The following is a 15,615-nucleotide window of genomic DNA, read 5'->3' as shown; positions in this document are numbered from 1 at the left end:
TTCACTGACGGGCAAGAGCCCGTTGAAGTTCGGTTCCGGGCTCCGGCAGGCGAGGCCGGCCGACCGTCAGGTAAACCGGACCCTTCGGACGCTCCGGCTGGACGCTCACGGCCGAGCCGGCGGCAGCCGCCTTGACGTACCGCCGGGCGAGCGACCGAAGCATGGCGTCGGCCCGCTCCGGGTCAGACGGGACCTTCGTCATGAGGTAACGAGCCCGCTCCGGGTTCAGCAGCGCGTCGCGGACCAGCTCGTCGACCGAATTGATGCCGTTCTGCCGAAGCGCCGTGAAGAGAGCCGCCGCGCCACCGCCGGCCGCGGCTCCGACCGGGCCGCCAACGCCCGCGCCGACCGTGCCGCCGGCCACCGTCATCCAATTCTCCATGCCGGCCGACATGAGGTTCTGAAGCACCGAGCGCTGATCCTGCGCCGTGTTCGACTGGTTCGGGATCTTCACCGACGCCAGCGAACGGTTCGCCTGCTGGAGATCGGCGGCGACGGCCTCCATGATCCTGATCTCTCGTTCGTCGAAGACCGTGCGCAGCGCGTTGCGGTTCGTCTTCACGAAGGTCTGAAACTGGTCGGCCTTGATCAACTGCCGGCCGCTCGTTGCCGCCTCCGTATTGCCGACCATGCGAAGCGTCACATGCTCCGCAACCGCCTTGCGAAGGCCCTGAAGCGCATCCTTGTCGTTCCCAACCTTTTGGCGGAGCTGTCCCATCTGCCGCGCGGCGTCCTGGCGCGAGAAGAGGCCGCCGACGAGCCGGACAACGTCCTGCGGATCTTCCGTTCCCATCAGCTTGCCGAGCGCGCCGGCCTGCTCGGCGTCCAAGGCCGCCTTGCGGGCGGCCACATGGCTTTCGACGGCCTTGGCGGCATCCGATGCGGTGGCGATACGGGCGTCCAGCTCGGGAAAGGCCCGCAGCGCTTCGGCATGCGCCCGCCGCCAGCTCTCCAGCCGGGCCGGGTTCACGACGCCTGTCTCTCGATCGACGGCGGCCTTGCGCAGGCTGTCGATCGCGAAGGCCTCGATCGCGCCCATCCCTTTCCTCGAGCCGGCCGCATTTCGAAAGGTCTGGATGCGCTCGAAGCCGCCCTTGCCGGCCGTGAAGACGCGCGAGGCGACCTTCGCGCTCTCCATATTGTAGGGCGCATGGTCGGCCGGCCGCGCGAGCATCGGCCCCAGCTGCCGGTTGTCGAAGGTTCCGGCGCGCTCGCGCGTCGCTTCCGTCGCAATGTCGAGCCGAGCCTTGGCCGCATCGTCGAAAGGCTTCATCCCTTGTCCGCCGCCGGCCGGGGGCGTATATTCAGCGCCGATCGGGTTCCATGCTAATCCGGCCTCCCGACCGGTATCTTGCGGGGAGCTGGCGACAGTGGGAGCGGCTGAACCGGAAGCCGCGTCAGGGCCGTGCACCCTGGACCCGATCTTTTCCCCGAGCTTGTCCGCCGCCCGCCGACCTGCCGTGACGATGCGCCAATACTGGCCGCCATCGACCGGCGTCAGCTCGACGACGGCCACGCCCTGCGCCTCCTGCGGCGACGGCTTGACGAGAAGCACCCTGCCGTCACGAGCCTTGTACATCTGCGACCAGTTGGCGGAGACGTCTGTCACCATGTCCCAGGCGTCGTCATAGCCCAGGATCTCGGCATCCGACTGATGAACGGGATTGGCGACATGCTTCATGTCCGACCGGCGCAGACGGATCGGCGCATCGAGAAGCTGGCCGGGAACCGGCGCCATGCCGAGATCGGGATTGCCGGGCTCGCGGGGAACGAAGGGCTGGCCGTCGCGGGAGCGGAAGAAGAACGGGTCGTCCGCGGGTTTGGCGCGGATGTCGTCCATCGTCAGCTTTTGGCGGGCTGCTCCTCCTCCAGCATCCGGCGATAGTCCCGGATCGCGCGGAGCGCCTGTAGATCGGCCTCCTGTCGAGCGCGCTGTTCCAGATAAGCCAGGAGGGGAAGTCGTTGCGCTTCCGGCACCGAAGAAACCGCGTCCCGAATTGTCGTCACCGACTGCTGCCTCTGAGCGTCGGGCATTCCAGTCGCTGACCCATCGCTCAACATTGGCGGAAAGCGTGTCCTCTTGGCGAAGGGTTCCCGCCGCGACCGCCTGTTCCTCCATGAGGACCTTGCGCGAGACGGCGTTCTCCAGATCGCTTTCGATAGCACCGCGAAGCTGGATCAGTCGAGCCCAAGACGGCGACGGCCCGTGCCGGCCGCGCTCGTCGGCCGCCGCCTGGCTGACGCGCGAACGAAGCGCGGCGATTTCGCGGAACGGCATGACGTCGCCGTACTGGCCGACCACGGCATAAATCGCGGCCTCTTCCGGCCCCGGCGGCTTGGCGGACTTGGGAAGCTCGCCCACAAGCTCCTGCGCGACGCGGCGCACGTCCTGCGGCGGAAGCGCAAGGCTGCCGTCCGGGTCGACAGCCTCCCAAAGCTTGCCCTCCTTCTCCTTGGCCGCGTCGCGTCGCAGTTGCAGCGCCTCACGCATCGCGTCGCCGGCATCTTCCGGCCGCTGTCCCTGCCCAAGGCCACGATTTGCCGTGCGCTCCCATTCGACTGCATCCCGCAGCGACTTCGACGTCTCCGCGTCGATGGCCTTCAGCCGGCCGCGAAGGGCGAGCGAGACGGCTTCCGGCGCACCGTCCGGCTGGATCTCGTCGAGCGCATCACGGCGCGCGGCGTTCTGATCGGCGCGACGCTGCTGGAACTGCGCGGGGAACTGGTTCTGCGCATTGCGCTCCAGAGCGCCAAGGCCCATGTCGCCGGTCTGCTGAAACGTCGTCGGCTGGGAACCTGGCACGAGCGGCGCCCTGCCCTCCTCAATCGTCTTCATCGCCGCACGCGGATCGTCGGCGGCCTCGACGAGGCGTTGCCCCGCCAAGCGTTCGCGGCCGACCGCCGTCAAAGGCGCCGCGAAAGTGCGGCCGGCCTCCGCCAGGGCTCGGGTCAAGGCCGGAGCGCTCATCGCCGCCGCGCCCGCACCGCCGCCGACGAGCGAGCCGGCCAGCCCCGCGATCGGCTTGTAGGGATCAGGTGCGAACTCCTGCGCCGTGGCCGCGCCGCCGCCGGCCACGCCACCCGCCGCCGCATCGGCCGCTACGGCGCCCACGCTGCCGGACCGGCCGGCGAGCGCTTCCACGAGCGGCGCCGCGCCCGCCGAGGCCACGCCGGTCCGCAAAGCGGCGCCGGCAAGGCCGGCCGGAAGGACCGTGCCGCCGACGCCCTGTCCGACGCCGCGCACGATCCGCTCGTTGGAGTTCGTCGCTTCCGTGTTGGCCGGATCGAGCGGGGCGGCAACGGCGCCCATCGCCTTGCCAATCGAGCGCGATCCGCCGATGGGCTCGTCGATCGTGCCGACGTCGGACCCCGTCGCGGCATTGAAGCCGCGAATGCCGAGGTTCATTGCGCCGGTCATGAGGTCGACGGGCGCGCCGAGAACCCCGTAGAGCCCTTCGTTCACACCGGCGGTCGCGTTCATGGCGACGCCGCCGAATTTCGGGTCCGCCGCCGCTTCGACGACAGGCGCGTCATCCCACCAGTTCTTCGGCTTCGCGCCCGTCTCGACGATCGGCGCAGCATCCCACCAGTTCGCCATTCACGGCTTCCTTCGAATGGTTCCATCGGGCGCGGTGAAGGTCGCACCGGACGGAAGGGCATCGTATTCGGCTTGCGAGCCGATGGCGGCCGGCGCTGGCCCGCCGGCAGGGGCCGCGGCCGGGGCCACCGCATCGCCTCCGCCGCCCAGACGTGCGCGCATCGCGTCGTCCAGAAGCGGCGTGCTGTCGATTGCCTGCAGCCGCTTATCCGCCTCCGCCGGGTCGATCTCGCCGCGTAGGGCCGCCGTCGCCACTTGGGAGCGTTCGAGGTTGAGCTGCGCCTTCTTCTCGAAGGCCCCCATGATCAGGTCGTTCGCGCCCTCGCCATTCCGTAGCCTCGGGAAGGACGACATGAGGATGTCCATGTCGCGATCGGACATGGCGCCCGAGCCCGGCACGCGCAGGGTCGGCGCGATCTGACTGACGGTCGCCTGAAAGGCGTCGCCTGCCGAGGAAAATCCCGGAAAGCGCTCGGCCAAGCGGCCGGCGACGGGTCCTGTCGGCGCCTGCGTCAGAAGCTCTCGCATGGCCGGGATCGTCTGCGCCACGTTCGCCGCCGCGGTCCCTGTGTCGGCGATCGTTCCGAACCGCTCGACCATGCGTTCATCGGCTTTGTCGCGAAACTTCGTGGACGTCCCGCCGACACTGACGTTCGTCGCGCCCGCCTTCCGGTTCGCCTGTTCCCATTCCTGGAAGGAGCCGGTGAAGCCTTGCTGCTGGGCGAACTGGTATTCCCGCACGCTGCTCGGGGGCTCCGGCGGCTGGTTCGCCTTCGCCGTCTGAAGGTCGAGCGTGCGATCTGCCCTTTGGTTGGCGATCGTGTCTTGCCCGCGCTGATAGTCCTGTTGGCTCTCCCACCGCTGGTCTGCAACGCCGTCGCGGCCTCGCTGATATCCGCGCTCGTCCTGCCTCCAGGCCTGCTCTTCGGCACGCTGGGCGGTCTGCGCGCGGAACTGCTGCTGCCCCATGATCGCCTGGGCCGCACTGTCGCGATCGCCGCCGAGCTGGGCGACGGCGGCGAAGGCGGGATCGAGGTTCTGCGACGCCACCAGCTTCTGCAGCTCGCCCGCCTCCTCGCCCTCCGCCTCCTTTTTCTCGCTCGATGCCGCCCAAGTCTGGGCCAACGCTCCGGCGAGGTCCCAGCCATTCTGCGCCTGCGATCCCTGCCGCATCGCATTCGCCAGCATGGCGTCGAGAAGCTTCGTGTCGCGCTTCGGCTTGATGCCGATGTTCACGGTCGGGGCGGCCATGCTCTCTCCTGAAGGCGGCGGCGTTTGAGGTGCGGCGGGGCCGGGCTGCCCGCCGGATGCCAGGCCGGCGACGGCAGCGGCGGCACCGCGCGGCGCGGCCTGTTCGGCGACGGCTGAGACGAGGGGCGAGGCTTCCGCCTTCTTCGTCCCGCGTGCGCCGATGAGTTCGATGTGCCAGGGCTCCCAGGACATCGGGAAGGTCAGCCCGTAGCGCTCGGCATTGTCGTGGACCCACTGCCGGGCTTCGGGCGAGGCCTTGTCCAGGCGCTTACCGGCGGCGGAGAGGTCGGCCGCGTCGCCGTGATTGTGTCGGGAACCGCCGGGACGAGCGACCATCCGCCCGCTCTTGTCCGAGGCTTCCCAGAGCTGGCGCTGGCGCTCGACCGAGCGATAGCCGGAGCCGACCTGAAGACCGAGCTCCGGCGGAGCGGCGGCAAAGAGCGCCTGAAGCGAGGAACTGAACTCCGGCCGCATGCCCGTGAAGCTGTCCGGCCGCGTCGCGCCTCCGACCGCGTACCGGCTCCAATCCCAATTGCTCATGGCGCCTCGCGCAGCTTGCCGTAGTCGACCGCCAGAAGCCCGCTGGCAGAGCGAATGACCGCCGCCGGCATGACGCGGGCGACGTCCTGCGCCATGACGCCGATCTCGTGCGCGCCGCCCCAGACGTATTTGAACAGGTAAAGCGGCAGCCCGCGCCAGCCGGTGCCAAGCGGGACGAGATCGCGCTTCAGACGCCGGTCCGACCATTTCGTGATCGCCGCCGAGCCGAGGCCGAAGAGACCCGCCATCGGGTTGTTCGCCTGCGACGCCTGAAGCCTGTTCTGGAAGCCCTGCTGGGTGATGCCGGCGACGTCGGTCGGCTGCATGTTGTAGGTCGGCGTGTTCATGAAGCCCGGCGTGCCCATGACCGGAGCACCCTGGAGAAGGGCGGACGCCTCGTTGAAGTCCTGGTTGCGCAGCGTGAGCGCTTCCTGAAGCGCGGACGTGCGCTGGTCGTTGGTGAAGTTCGCGCCGGTCAGCCCCTCGCCGAAAAGCTGCCCGCGCGCGGCGGACGACAGGCCGAAGAGACGCGACTGCTCGGCGCCGCCGGCCGCGACCGCGTCGTAGGCTGCGCGGTTGTTCGCCTCCGACTGCGAGGCCTCCATGCGGGTCAGCTCGGCTTGGCCCGCCGCGCTGTCGAGGGGGATGCCGCGATCGGAGAGCTGCTGTTCGAGGCGCGATCGGTCGAGCTGCTGGCCCGGCTTCAAGAGCGCTTGGGCCTTCTGGAAGGTGGCGTCCTGCGTCCGCTGCGCATCCGCCCCGAAGTCGCCGACGCCCTGGATCGCGGGCAGACCGGAGGTGGAAAGGCTGGTTTGCCGGGTCGGCAATTTGGACAGGTCCATCGGGCCTGTCGGAATGCGGTCCGCCAGCGTCGCCGCCTTGTCCGTCAGCCCGGCCGCGATCTTCTCCTGCTGATCGTAGGTCGCCTGACCGGTCGGCGTCAGGGACACGGTCTGCGAGATCGGCACGCCGTCGGCGCCCCGCTGATAGGTCGTGGAGCCGGACGGGCCATACTGGTCGACGGCGTTGACGCGTGCGCTCTCGGTGATCGCCTCCTTGTTGGCGGCCGTCTGAGCCGCGATGGTCGCGGCCGGGTCCGGCGCCTTCGGTGTCTTCTTACCCACGGGCTGCCCCTTCCAACCATCTGCATTTGTCGCGCGTCATCCCGTAGGAGAGCGCCGTTCCACCATCCTCGAAGGTCTGCGGATGCGTTCCTTCAAGCTTGAAGCCGATGCGCTCGCAGAGCGTCCGCGAGGCCTTGTTCGTCCGCTTGATCAGCGAGGTCATGCGCCGGCAGCCGAGATCGACGAAGGCGTAGGTGCAGCCGACCCGAAGGAGCCGGCGCGTCATCCATGGCCCGTAGCCGGCAACGGTGACGCGCACGTCAGTCCCCCGGAACTCGGTGAAGGCGAGGCCCCCGATCAGCATGTCATCGCGCACGGCGCCGAAGGCGACGGCGTCTTCGAGGTCGGGCCGGTCCGCGATCTGGGCCGCGATCCAGTCCGCCACGAGGGCGTTTTCGCCGAAGAGGATGCGATAGGTCATGCCAGCCCGCCCGCCTCGATCGTCAGCGTCGTGGAAAGCCAGCGCACCGCGCCGGCCCGCGTGTCCGCCCGCAGCCCGACCGACAGGAAGTCGCCGACGCCGCCGACCCCCTGCAATTCGGTCGTGACGCGATCGGCACCGCCCCAGACCGCCCGATCCCAGACGCTTTGGTCCCAGCGGCCGATATCGGCGCTTTCGGCCGACTGGATCGCCACGCCCCTGCGCGGTTCCTTGAAATCGACGCCGAGAAGCGGCGTGACGAACGGGCTGACCTGCGACGTGACGATGGGCCGGACACTGGTGACGCGCTTGCGCCGGCCCGCGAGCCCCATCGTCTGCCAACTCCCCTGCCCGACCGCGACGATGGGCCGGCCGAGATCGGAGGCGCCGGTCATGCGGGCGATCTTGCCGTCCATCGTGCCGAAGGCGAGGTCGTCGCCGATATGGCCCCAGGACGAGGCCGGAAGATCCCGCCAGCGGCCCCAGGCTCCCGTCGCCACGCTCATGACGTGCTGCTCGGCAAAGCGCGAGGTCTGCGGAATGTGGATCAGAACGAGACGCGAACGCGGATCGTAGAGGAGCTGCCAGCCTGGGTTCCGGCCGAAGCGGGCGATGGCGCTCGCCGCCAGCCGCCCGATCTTCGTCCCGAAGCCGGCGACCGGCGAGCGGCCGGACGGCAGGAGGCGGGAGAGTTCGGCATAGCCGTCCGCCGAGACGGTGAGCACGTCGCCGCCGAAGGTCTCGGACGCGATCGGCCGCGTCGCGGTGAAGACGCCGACGCGCGCCCAGGCCGCGGCGTCGCCGGGATTCGAGCCGCGATACATGATCGCCTCGCCCGAGGACATGAAGAAGACGATGGCGTCGTCGTCGCCGGACCGGCCGCCGTCCGGCGTGATGACGGCGATGTCCTCGATCGAGCCGCCGCGCGAGCCAACACCGGAGAGATCGAAGCTCGTCAGCGCCCCTTGGATCGAGGCAAGATTGCCATACCAGAACGAGGACGAGCCGCGCTCGGCGAAGAAGAGCCGGTTGGCATGGGCGCGCACCCGGAAAAGTTTCGTGATGTCGGCCGGGCCGGTCCATGCCGGCGTCACCAGTGCGGAGCCGAGGACCGAGCGCGGCGCGTCCGTGCCGTTCACCAGATGGAGCCGGCCGCCGAGCACCGCCGGCCGCCAGACGTCCGAGTTGAAACCGCTGCCCAGCTGCAGGGCGGCAGGAACGTCGCCCGTGATCTTGAAGAGCTTGCCGCCCGAGGCCGCGATCGTCGCCGTCTGCCCTTCGTCGAAGGCATGGAGGAACGGCACAGGCGCAGCCGTCCCGAGATCCACCGCGATCCGGTAGCCCGGCCGTGTCTCGACGGCCCCTTCGACCGGCGACCAGTTCACGAGGTCGATCGCTTCGAAGGGCTGCATGCCGCCGGCCAGACTGTCGGAGGCATTGATGCCGCCGAAGGGTGCCGGCAGAGAGATCGGCGTGACGCGGGCCATGCCGGGATTGCTGCGACGGACGAGCGGCTGCCTCATAGCTGGATCGCATCCCCGCGCTGCGTCTTGGTATAGGCCAGCCCCAGCCGGGACAGCCGTTCTTCGACCGTGCGGAAATCCTCGGCGTAGTCGAAGCCGTTGTCGGAGCGCCAGCGCCAGAGGATGGCGGATTTGATCAGCCCCTCGTCGATCATCACGACGTCGGTGTCGATCGTCGGCGCCGGCTTGACCGTGCCGTCCGCCGCCTTCGCCCAAGCACGATCCGGCAGGAGCCGGTTCACAGGATAGCGGTCCAGAAGTTCGTCCGCGCTGGCGAAGAGAGCACCGAGGATCTGGGCGGTGAAGGGATCGGCGTTGCCGATCGCGGTCGATGGCGTCGGCAGCTGAAGGCGGACCGCCGCCGCCTTGACGAGATCCAGGACCGACGCCATCGGATCAGCGCGCCGGCTTCTTGGCCGCGGCGAGGTCCTTGGTCAGGGTCTCGTTTGCGGTGCGCAGGCCAGCGATCTCGTCGGCCAGCTTGCTCTTTTCACCCTGGAGGGCTTCGGCCTCGCCCTTCAGCTTTTCGACCTGCGCTGCGAGCTTGGGCGCCTGCGCATCGCTCTTCAGGTCGTCGATCGCGCTCTTCATGTCGGCGATCTGGTCGAGGAGGCCGGCATTCTCGTCTTCCAGCTCGGCGATGCGCGCTGCGAGCTTAGGCCCGTCCGAGCTGGTCTTGGCGAGGAAGGCCTTCGCCTTCTCCTGCGCCTCGCGCAGATCGCTCGGCGCCCGCGCCATGTCGGTCGCCGCCAGCTTCTCGACGGTGAAGATGCCGCGATCGGCAAGGCCCTGCCGGTCGGCCGCGTTGATGCCGGGCCAGGCGGCGAGCGGGAAGCCGTCCGCGTCCGGCTGGCGCGTGCGGTCGTAGACGCCGTACTCGACCGGGAAGCGGTCGAAGTCCTCCTGCCGGGCCTCGCGATCGACCGTGTTGTTGGCGTCGACCTGATAGAGGAAGTAGGTCGCGAGCCGATAGACGGCCTTGCCGTCCTCGCCGGTCTGGCCGGTGTCGGTGGCGCGGTCGTAGAATTTCGGGTTGCTCATGGGTTCGCCTTTGGCTGGAGCGCGTGAAAAAGCCGCCGCGAGAGGCCCCGCGGCGGCTGAGAGTTCTTTGCGTTTTCTGCAAAGAAGGGTCGGATCGGTCCGGCTTAGCGGACGACGACGAGGCGCGCCTGCCGGCTCCGGTTGTAGCAGGTGAGCGCGCCCATGAAGGCGATGTGCTTCGTCACCGCGTCGAGGTCCGGCGTGCTTTCGGGCAGGTCCAGCGGCTCGAACCCGCGACCCTCGTAATATTCGAGGTTCAGATAGTCCGTGTTCAGCATGAAGCCGCCGTTCGTCGGGTGCGCCGAGCCGTCGCTTTCGGAGACGACCGAGGCGCCCTTGAAGCGATAAGCCTCGAAGCCGAGCTTGGCGGCTCCGGCGTCCGTGTAGCGCTGGTTCTCCTGAAGCCCGTCCTCGAACGTGCCGAAGGTCTCGTCGTCGAGGGTGATGATGTCGGGCTTTTCGGTGCCGTTCGACGTCTTGCGGTAGAGCGTGTTCATGCCCTGCTTCAGACGGCGATAGCGCTCGTCGGCATTGGCCGCGCCCGTCAGGGTCACGGTCAGCGTCTTGTTGCGCCACCAGACGTTCGCCGCGGCATTCACGCCGCCGACCGTGCCCGTGGTCGGATCGGCGGCGACGATCGCGTCGAGGCCGACAAAGGACTTCGGGACCGAGCCGTCGCGATAGAGCGCGTCGTTGATCTTCGTCTTCAGCGTGTTCTCGGCGTTCATGACCTTGCCGCGCATCAGCTTCTTGATCGCGGCCTCGCCGTTGTTCTTGGCCGTCTCCTCACCCGTCAGGGTGATCGAGGCGGCGGCCTGCGCAGGCGAATAGGCGGCGTCGCCGATCGTCTTCTTCTGCGCACGGGTCAGGGGGTCGGTGCCCTCGTACCAGGCGAACAGCTCGGTATCCATGATGATCTGACCACGGATGTCGTTGCCGCCGTCGACCGACGTGACCCTGCCCTTCTTGTCCAGCGTCGCCAACAGCATGTTGGAGCCGAGGATGTTGTCGTAGAACTTGCGCTTGTACTTGGAGATCGTGAGCGCGACGAGCTGCGCGCGCACGTCGGAAGAAAGTGCTGCCACTGTATTGGCTCCTTATCGTTTGATTTCGGCGAAAGCCTGATCCACGGCGTCGTCGACCGTGTCGACCTGCTGCGACGGGCGCATGGAGCGCGTGCCGGGACGCACGTTGGAGCGGATGGCCTTCTGAGCCGCCGCCGCATCGTCCCGAGCCTTCTGAGCCGCCGCCGCCCGATCGGCCTCCTGCAGCCTCGTGCGCACCGCCGGATTGCTCCAGACGGCGGCCTCGTACGCCTTGTCGAGGTCCATCTTCGGATTGGCGCGGATCAGCGCCGCCATGTCGTTCTCGACGTCCGCGAAGTGCGGGCGAAGAGGATTGCCCGACGCATCCTTGGCGTCCCGGAACCCGGCGATGGTCTGTCCCGCCGCGTCCAGGGCGCGCCGCTGGGCGTCCTCACGCATCTGTGTCGTGAGGCTGCCGAGCCGCTCTTCGAGCTGCCCGACACGCGGGTCCTGGAAGGCGTCGTCGCCTGCCGCCGGCTGGGCGCCCGAGAGCCCCAGCACCTTCATGACGTCCACGCCCATCTTCTGGACGTGCTGGGCCACGAAGGCGAGATATTCCGCCGGCCGGCTGTTGGCGAAGCGTTCGAGGTCGGCGAGGTACTTCACCCCCTGCCCGACCGTCATTCCGCTCTCGTCCAGCTTGCGCTGGAAGTCGGCATCGACGACGGATCGAACCTCCTCGGCGAGCTTCACCGCCTCCGCGCTGCCCTCTGCCTTCTGCTGGTAGTCGGCCTCGATCGCGGCGACCTTCTTCTCGACGAGGGCTTTCGCCTCCGGCGGGAGCTTGGCGAACTCGGCCTGTTCCTCTGCGGTCCAACGATCGGGCGTCGCGGCGGCCTGGTCAGTTGCGGCGGCGGGCGTCTCGTTGGGGTTCTTGGCGACCTCGGCCGCAGCGGCGTCAGGGCGCGCGGTCGTCGTGTCGGAATTGGTGTCTGACTGGCCGGCGGCGATCTCGGCGAAGGCTTCGGTCAAAGCGCTGTCGACCGTGACGTCGTTATCGCCGCCCGCGTCGCCGCCCGTGTCCGCACCACCATCCCCGCCCGCATCGCCGCCGCCCTCGCCGGGCGCCTGGAAGAAGAAGCGCGGGCGGTGCCCGAAGCCGAAGGGCGCCTGTGCGCCGGCAGCGAACGCGATCGAACCCGCGCCGAGCGCGGTCGTGGTCTTCAGGGTCATGGTCAGCCTCGATGTCTCTTGCCGTTGGCGAGGAGCGTGCCTTTGAGGTCGCGGGCGTCGATGCAGTCGTGACGCTTCATTTCCTCGCGGCGCTGGGAACGCGACGTGATCGTCTCGCCCGTGATCGGGCTCTCGTAGGGATCGATGTCGCGCATGAAAAAAGGCCCGTCCGATCGGAGGGCCTTGGACTTCTCGACGAGCTTCCCGTCGCGCAAAACGTAGACCGACCGGCTCACATCACACCCCCGAACGGCAGCGCGCGGGCCGCCTCGATCTCGGCGCTTCGCTCCGCCATGTCGGCGCGGAACTCGATCTGCCGCATCTGCATGTTGTCCTGACGCTCCTGCATGTCGGCGCCGTGCTCCTCCTGCCGAATCTTCATATCCTGCTGCGCCTTCGCCCCGTCGATCTCCATCTTGGCCTTCGCGGCCTCGGCACGAGGGTCCGGCGGCGGCGGCTCGGGCGGCTGCTGGCCCGCCTGCTCCGCCATCTGCCCCAGCATGTCGAGGAGGTCCCGCGAGCCCTTGAAGGGCTTCAGGATCATCTTCATCATTTCGACGAGGAAGGGCTTCGGCACGGTGCCGTCCGCGACGAGCGGGCCGAAGGTCTGGATCAGGCCGCCGATCGCAGCGACGAGCGTCTGCGAGGCCTCCTGCTCCGTCGCCTGGTCGGCCGCGACGGTCGAGTCCGTCTCGATGTCGACGAGGCACATCAGCTGCGCCTCGTTGCGCAGATAGGCCTCGATCTCCGGCGTCACCTGTTTGCCCGACATCATGCCGAGGGTCGTTCCGGCGAATTTGGAGGCCATGATCTCGGCCGATATCCGCGTCAGCTCGCGCAGGAAGGCGGAGAGGCCCCGGCGCCGGTCGTCGATGCGCAGCGTGCCGAAATTGCCCTTGATCCGCTGCGCCGTCGCGGTTTCGTTCGGGTTCGAGGCACCCCGCAGGACGTCCGAAATGCCCGAGACCTCGTAAAGCGCCTGTTTCGCCTGCTCTCGCGCGCCGTAGAGCGCAATCGCCGCGTTCGCCAGCATGTCGAGCGGGATCATCCAGACGTTGGTCGACATGGCCGCCTCCATGTCCACGCCGGACACCGCGACCATCTTCCCATCCACGCCGTCCAGAACCTCCGCCAGCTCCTCGATCGAGCCGTTGTACATGCCGCGCACCTTCATGCGCTTCATGATCGCGTCGATGCGCTCGGTGATGCGCGCGACTTCTGCGGCGAGGTCGCGCCAGATCTCGTATTCCGGCACCGGCACCATGCTCTCGGTCGTCGAGATCGAGGTCATGGGCTCCGGGCACGGGAAGAAGCCGGCCAGCTCCAGCGTATCCTCGTCGCTGCGCAGAAGCACCGGGTCGTTGCCGGGGATGATCCAGTCGACGACGCGCCGGTCCTTGTCCCAGCACTCCCAGATGAGGGCGCGGGGCTCGCCCGACTTCGTCGCCTTGGTCGAGGCCTCGCCGGCTTCGGCCGGCGCATAGACGAAGGCGCCCTTGCTCCAGGCCTCGTCCTTCAGCTTCGCCAGGATCTCGGCATCCTCACCGAACTCCTTCTCCACCTGTGCCTTCGTCAGGTAGTGCCGGAAGGCCGCCCAGGTGCATTCCCGCCAGCGCCGCGCCGGCTCATGGACGAAGTCCTCCCAATAGACGTGGTCGAACTCCAGGGCCTCCCAGACCTTCCGGGGCTCGGTGACGGGCTTCCCATCCTCGCCAGCCATCGGCTGCCCCATCTGGTCGAGAACGGGCTGTTCCTCAACGACCGGCGCCCAGCGGACGCGGATCGTGCCACGGCCCGGCAAAAGCACCTCCTGCACGGCCCGGCGGATCTCCGCATCGAGGTTGCCGGCGTCGAAGGCCGAGTTGAGCGCGCCCTGCACGATCGTCGAGGCGGCGTCGGCCATGGCGTCCGGCGTCTGGAAGCGGCGCCGGACGTCGGCCTGCGGCGGCTGCTGGTAGACGGACGGGAACAGGATCGACGTGTTGGCGAAGAGCATGTTGAAGCGACCCCGGCCCGCGCTGCCATCGGCCGTCTTCTCCGCCCGGTAGATCTTCACGACCTCGCGGCCGGCGTCGCGCCATTTGCGCTCGACGCCGGTCGCATCGGAAATGCGCTCCTGCCAGCGGGTCGGGCTCACGCCCTCCGGGCCGGTCGGTTCGGGTTCAGTCGTCACAGGCGCTCTTTCGGGGTCTTCAGGGCGAAGGCGTTCTTCGCGAGGAAGGGGTTCTTAGATGCGTCGTCGCGGACCGGGGCCGCCTTGCCGCGCATGCGGTCGAGGAGCTGCGTCAGCTTCGTGATCGCGTCCACCTGGTCGTCATGGCGCCCATTCGGGAACACCATCAGCTCGGAGACGAGATCGGGCAGCCAGGGCATGCCGGCCCGGAAGAAGACCTTGCCGCTTGCCATCTGGCCTTGGAACGAGCGCGCCCGCGCGACCTTGTCCGTCGTCGAGGCGATCTGCTCGCGGGCGAAGAACACCTTGCGCTCGCGCATCCGCAGGCGAAGGAACGGCCCGACCGATTTGTTGATCTGGCCCGTCTCCTCCGCCCAGCCGAGCGGGTTGTGCAGTTCCACCATGTCGAGGAGCGGATCGACCCAGGTCTCGGGATCGCCCTTTCCGCGCCAGAGGTCGTGAACATAGAGGTTGCCGTCGCGATCGAAGGCCGCGACGACGTGGACCGTGAAGTCGCCGTCGTCCGACACCGCGTAGTCCGAGCCGCCATAGAAGCGGCAGCCCTCGGGAAGCGTCTCGTAGGTCTTCAGCCACTCCCGCTTGAAGATGTCGCCGGCATCGGGCGCCGGCCGCTGCTGGTAGAGCGAAGCCCAGGTGCGCGGCACCGTCTCGAACTGCCGCCAGTGCTCACGATCGAACCAGTCGGGCCACAGATATTCGCCGGCCGCGCGGCCTAGCGGATCGTCGTCCCGCTCCGCCTTCGCGGCGAGGCAGATGACCTCCCAGACCTGCCCGTCCCGGCACATGATCGCGCCGGACTGCCCGTCATAGCCCTCCGGCAGGATCGAGCCCGCCAAGTCCTCTTCATGCCAGCGCGTCTGGATCAGGACGATGGAGCCGCCCGGCACGAGGCGCGTCTTCAGATCATCCTGATAAGCCTCGATCGTCTTCTTGCGGATCGTCGGGCTTTCCGCCTGCTCACGCCCCTTTACGGGATCGTCGATGACCAGCAGATGGGCGCGGTTGCCGGTGATCCCCGAAAGGATGCCGCCGCCCATGTATTCCGAGCCGTTCGTCAGCGCCCATTCGTCGGCCGCCGCGCTTTCGCTCGACAGGGACGCGCCGTAGAGCCCGGCATAGCCCTTCTGCTTCACGATCGAGCGGCAGCGCCGGCCGAGCTTGCGCGAGAGGTCCGAACCGTAGCTGGCGCCGATGACCTTGAAGGCCGGCCGCCGCCCCATCGCCCAGGTCGGGCCGACGACGCTGGCATAGGTGCTCTTCGCACTGCCCGGCGGCATGAAGATCATGAGCCGGCCGTGCCGCGTCTCGACGCAGCGCTGAAAGGCCCGCATCAGAAGGCGGTGATGATCGGCGACGCCCGTCTCGATCGCCGCCGGGCTGGCGAAATGCTCCTCGTCCTCGTCGTCTTCCACCGGCTTGCCGGGGATCTCGATCGCCTGACTGAAACCGATCAGGCTTTCCCGCGCTCGCCTACGCCGCAGAAGCTCCGCCGCTGCCGCCGAAGGCGATACGGGCAAGTTCATCGTCCGTCATGTCCTTCGCGGACACAGCGAGGAATATTGACCCGCCATATCAATCAGATATTCGTCAAGGAATGGCGATTTTCGCGGTTGATATAGGAGCAAAATTTTAGCCAATGGCCAAGAAACGCCCTGCCGTGAACCC

Annotated in this window: 12 protein-coding genes; all 12 read right to left on the bottom strand. The window is 68.3% G+C overall.

Annotation, left to right across the window (positions count from 1 at the left end):
• Position 1 precedes the first annotated feature (1 nt).
• The 12 genes from ASG62_RS24905 to terL all read right to left on the bottom strand — a co-directional run bounded on the left by ASG62_RS24905 (position 2) and on the right by terL (position 15,473).
• Positions 2–3,598, bottom strand: coding sequence for a hypothetical protein (locus tag ASG62_RS24905; protein ID WP_056695737.1), 3,597 nt, complete (start codon positions 3,596–3,598; stop codon positions 2–4).
• Entirely contained in the window at positions 3,599–5,389 is a 1,791-nt protein-coding gene (locus ASG62_RS24900) for a M15 family metallopeptidase (protein WP_056695734.1), read from the bottom strand.
• A complete protein-coding gene (locus tag ASG62_RS24895; RefSeq protein WP_056695731.1) occupies positions 5,386–6,513 on the bottom strand; it encodes a tail fiber domain-containing protein in 1,128 nt (375 codons plus the stop codon). Before ASG62_RS24895 ends, ASG62_RS24900 begins: the two co-directional genes overlap by 4 nt.
• Entirely contained in the window at positions 6,506–6,934 is a 429-nt protein-coding gene (locus ASG62_RS24890; protein ID WP_056695728.1) for a GNAT family N-acetyltransferase, read from the bottom strand. The genes ASG62_RS24895 and ASG62_RS24890 overlap by 8 nt, the downstream gene beginning before the upstream one ends.
• Positions 6,931–8,457, bottom strand: coding sequence for a hypothetical protein (locus ASG62_RS24885; protein WP_056695726.1), 1,527 nt, complete (start codon positions 8,455–8,457; stop codon positions 6,931–6,933). Before ASG62_RS24885 ends, ASG62_RS24890 begins: the two co-directional genes overlap by 4 nt.
• On the bottom strand, positions 8,454–8,849 hold the full coding sequence (locus ASG62_RS24880; RefSeq protein WP_056695723.1) for a hypothetical protein: 396 nt from the start codon (positions 8,847–8,849) through the stop codon (positions 8,454–8,456). Before ASG62_RS24880 ends, ASG62_RS24885 begins: the two co-directional genes overlap by 4 nt.
• A 4-nt stretch (positions 8,850–8,853) precedes the next feature.
• The gene (locus tag ASG62_RS24875; RefSeq protein ID WP_056695721.1) at positions 8,854–9,498 is read right to left on the bottom strand and encodes a hypothetical protein; all 645 of its coding nucleotides are present in this window, start codon (positions 9,496–9,498) and stop codon (positions 8,854–8,856) included.
• Between the two features lie 104 nt (positions 9,499–9,602).
• A complete protein-coding gene (locus ASG62_RS24870) occupies positions 9,603–10,583 on the bottom strand; it encodes a phage major capsid protein (protein WP_156382363.1) in 981 nt (326 codons plus the stop codon).
• Positions 10,584–10,595: 12 nt separating this feature from the next.
• Complete coding sequence (locus ASG62_RS24865; protein ID WP_056695715.1) at positions 10,596–11,756, bottom strand: hypothetical protein; 1,161 nt, start codon at positions 11,754–11,756, stop codon at positions 10,596–10,598.
• Positions 11,757–11,758: 2 nt separating this feature from the next.
• Entirely contained in the window at positions 11,759–11,911 is a 153-nt protein-coding gene (locus tag ASG62_RS24860) for a hypothetical protein (protein WP_156382362.1), read from the bottom strand.
• Between the two features lie 77 nt (positions 11,912–11,988).
• Positions 11,989–13,929 carry a hypothetical protein gene (locus tag ASG62_RS24855; RefSeq protein ID WP_056695711.1) on the bottom strand — a complete coding sequence of 647 codons (1,941 nt, stop codon included), beginning with the start codon at positions 13,927–13,929 and terminating at the stop codon, positions 11,989–11,991.
• Positions 13,926–15,473, bottom strand: coding sequence for a phage terminase large subunit (terL, locus tag ASG62_RS24850; protein ID WP_057180637.1), 1,548 nt, complete (start codon positions 15,471–15,473; stop codon positions 13,926–13,928). The genes ASG62_RS24855 and terL overlap by 4 nt, the downstream gene beginning before the upstream one ends.
• Positions 15,474–15,615 lie beyond the last annotated feature (142 nt).

Origin of the sequence: Aureimonas sp. Leaf427, from assembly GCF_001425485.1 — a bacterium.
Lineage (GTDB): Bacteria > Pseudomonadota > Alphaproteobacteria > Rhizobiales > Rhizobiaceae > Plantimonas.
Note: the sequence above shows the minus strand (reverse complement) of the source record. Positions and strands in the feature narration are given on the sequence as shown.

Bases quoted from the DNA above. Each gene is read 5' to 3' on its own strand.
- ASG62_RS24890 (WP_056695728.1), bottom strand. From the start codon at position 6,934: ATGACCTATCGCATCCTCTTCGGCGAAAACGCCCTCGTGGCGGACTGG.
- ASG62_RS24900 (WP_056695734.1), bottom strand. From the start codon at position 5,389: ATGAGCAATTGGGATTGGAGCCGGTACGCGGTCGGAGGCGCGACGCGG.
- ASG62_RS24875 (WP_056695721.1), bottom strand. From the start codon at position 9,498: ATGAGCAACCCGAAATTCTACGACCGCGCCACCGACACCGGCCAGACC.
- ASG62_RS24860 (WP_156382362.1), bottom strand. From the start codon at position 11,911: ATGCGCGACATCGATCCCTACGAGAGCCCGATCACGGGCGAGACGATC.
- ASG62_RS24865 (WP_056695715.1), bottom strand. From the start codon at position 11,756: ATGACCCTGAAGACCACGACCGCGCTCGGCGCGGGTTCGATCGCGTTC.
- ASG62_RS24885 (WP_056695726.1), bottom strand. From the start codon at position 8,457: ATGAGGCAGCCGCTCGTCCGTCGCAGCAATCCCGGCATGGCCCGCGTC.
- ASG62_RS24905 (WP_056695737.1), bottom strand. From the start codon at position 3,598: ATGGCGAACTGGTGGGATGCTGCGCCGATCGTCGAGACGGGCGCGAAG.
- ASG62_RS24880 (WP_056695723.1), bottom strand. From the start codon at position 8,849: ATGGCGTCGGTCCTGGATCTCGTCAAGGCGGCGGCGGTCCGCCTTCAG.
- terL (WP_057180637.1), bottom strand. From the start codon at position 15,473: ATGAACTTGCCCGTATCGCCTTCGGCGGCAGCGGCGGAGCTTCTGCGG.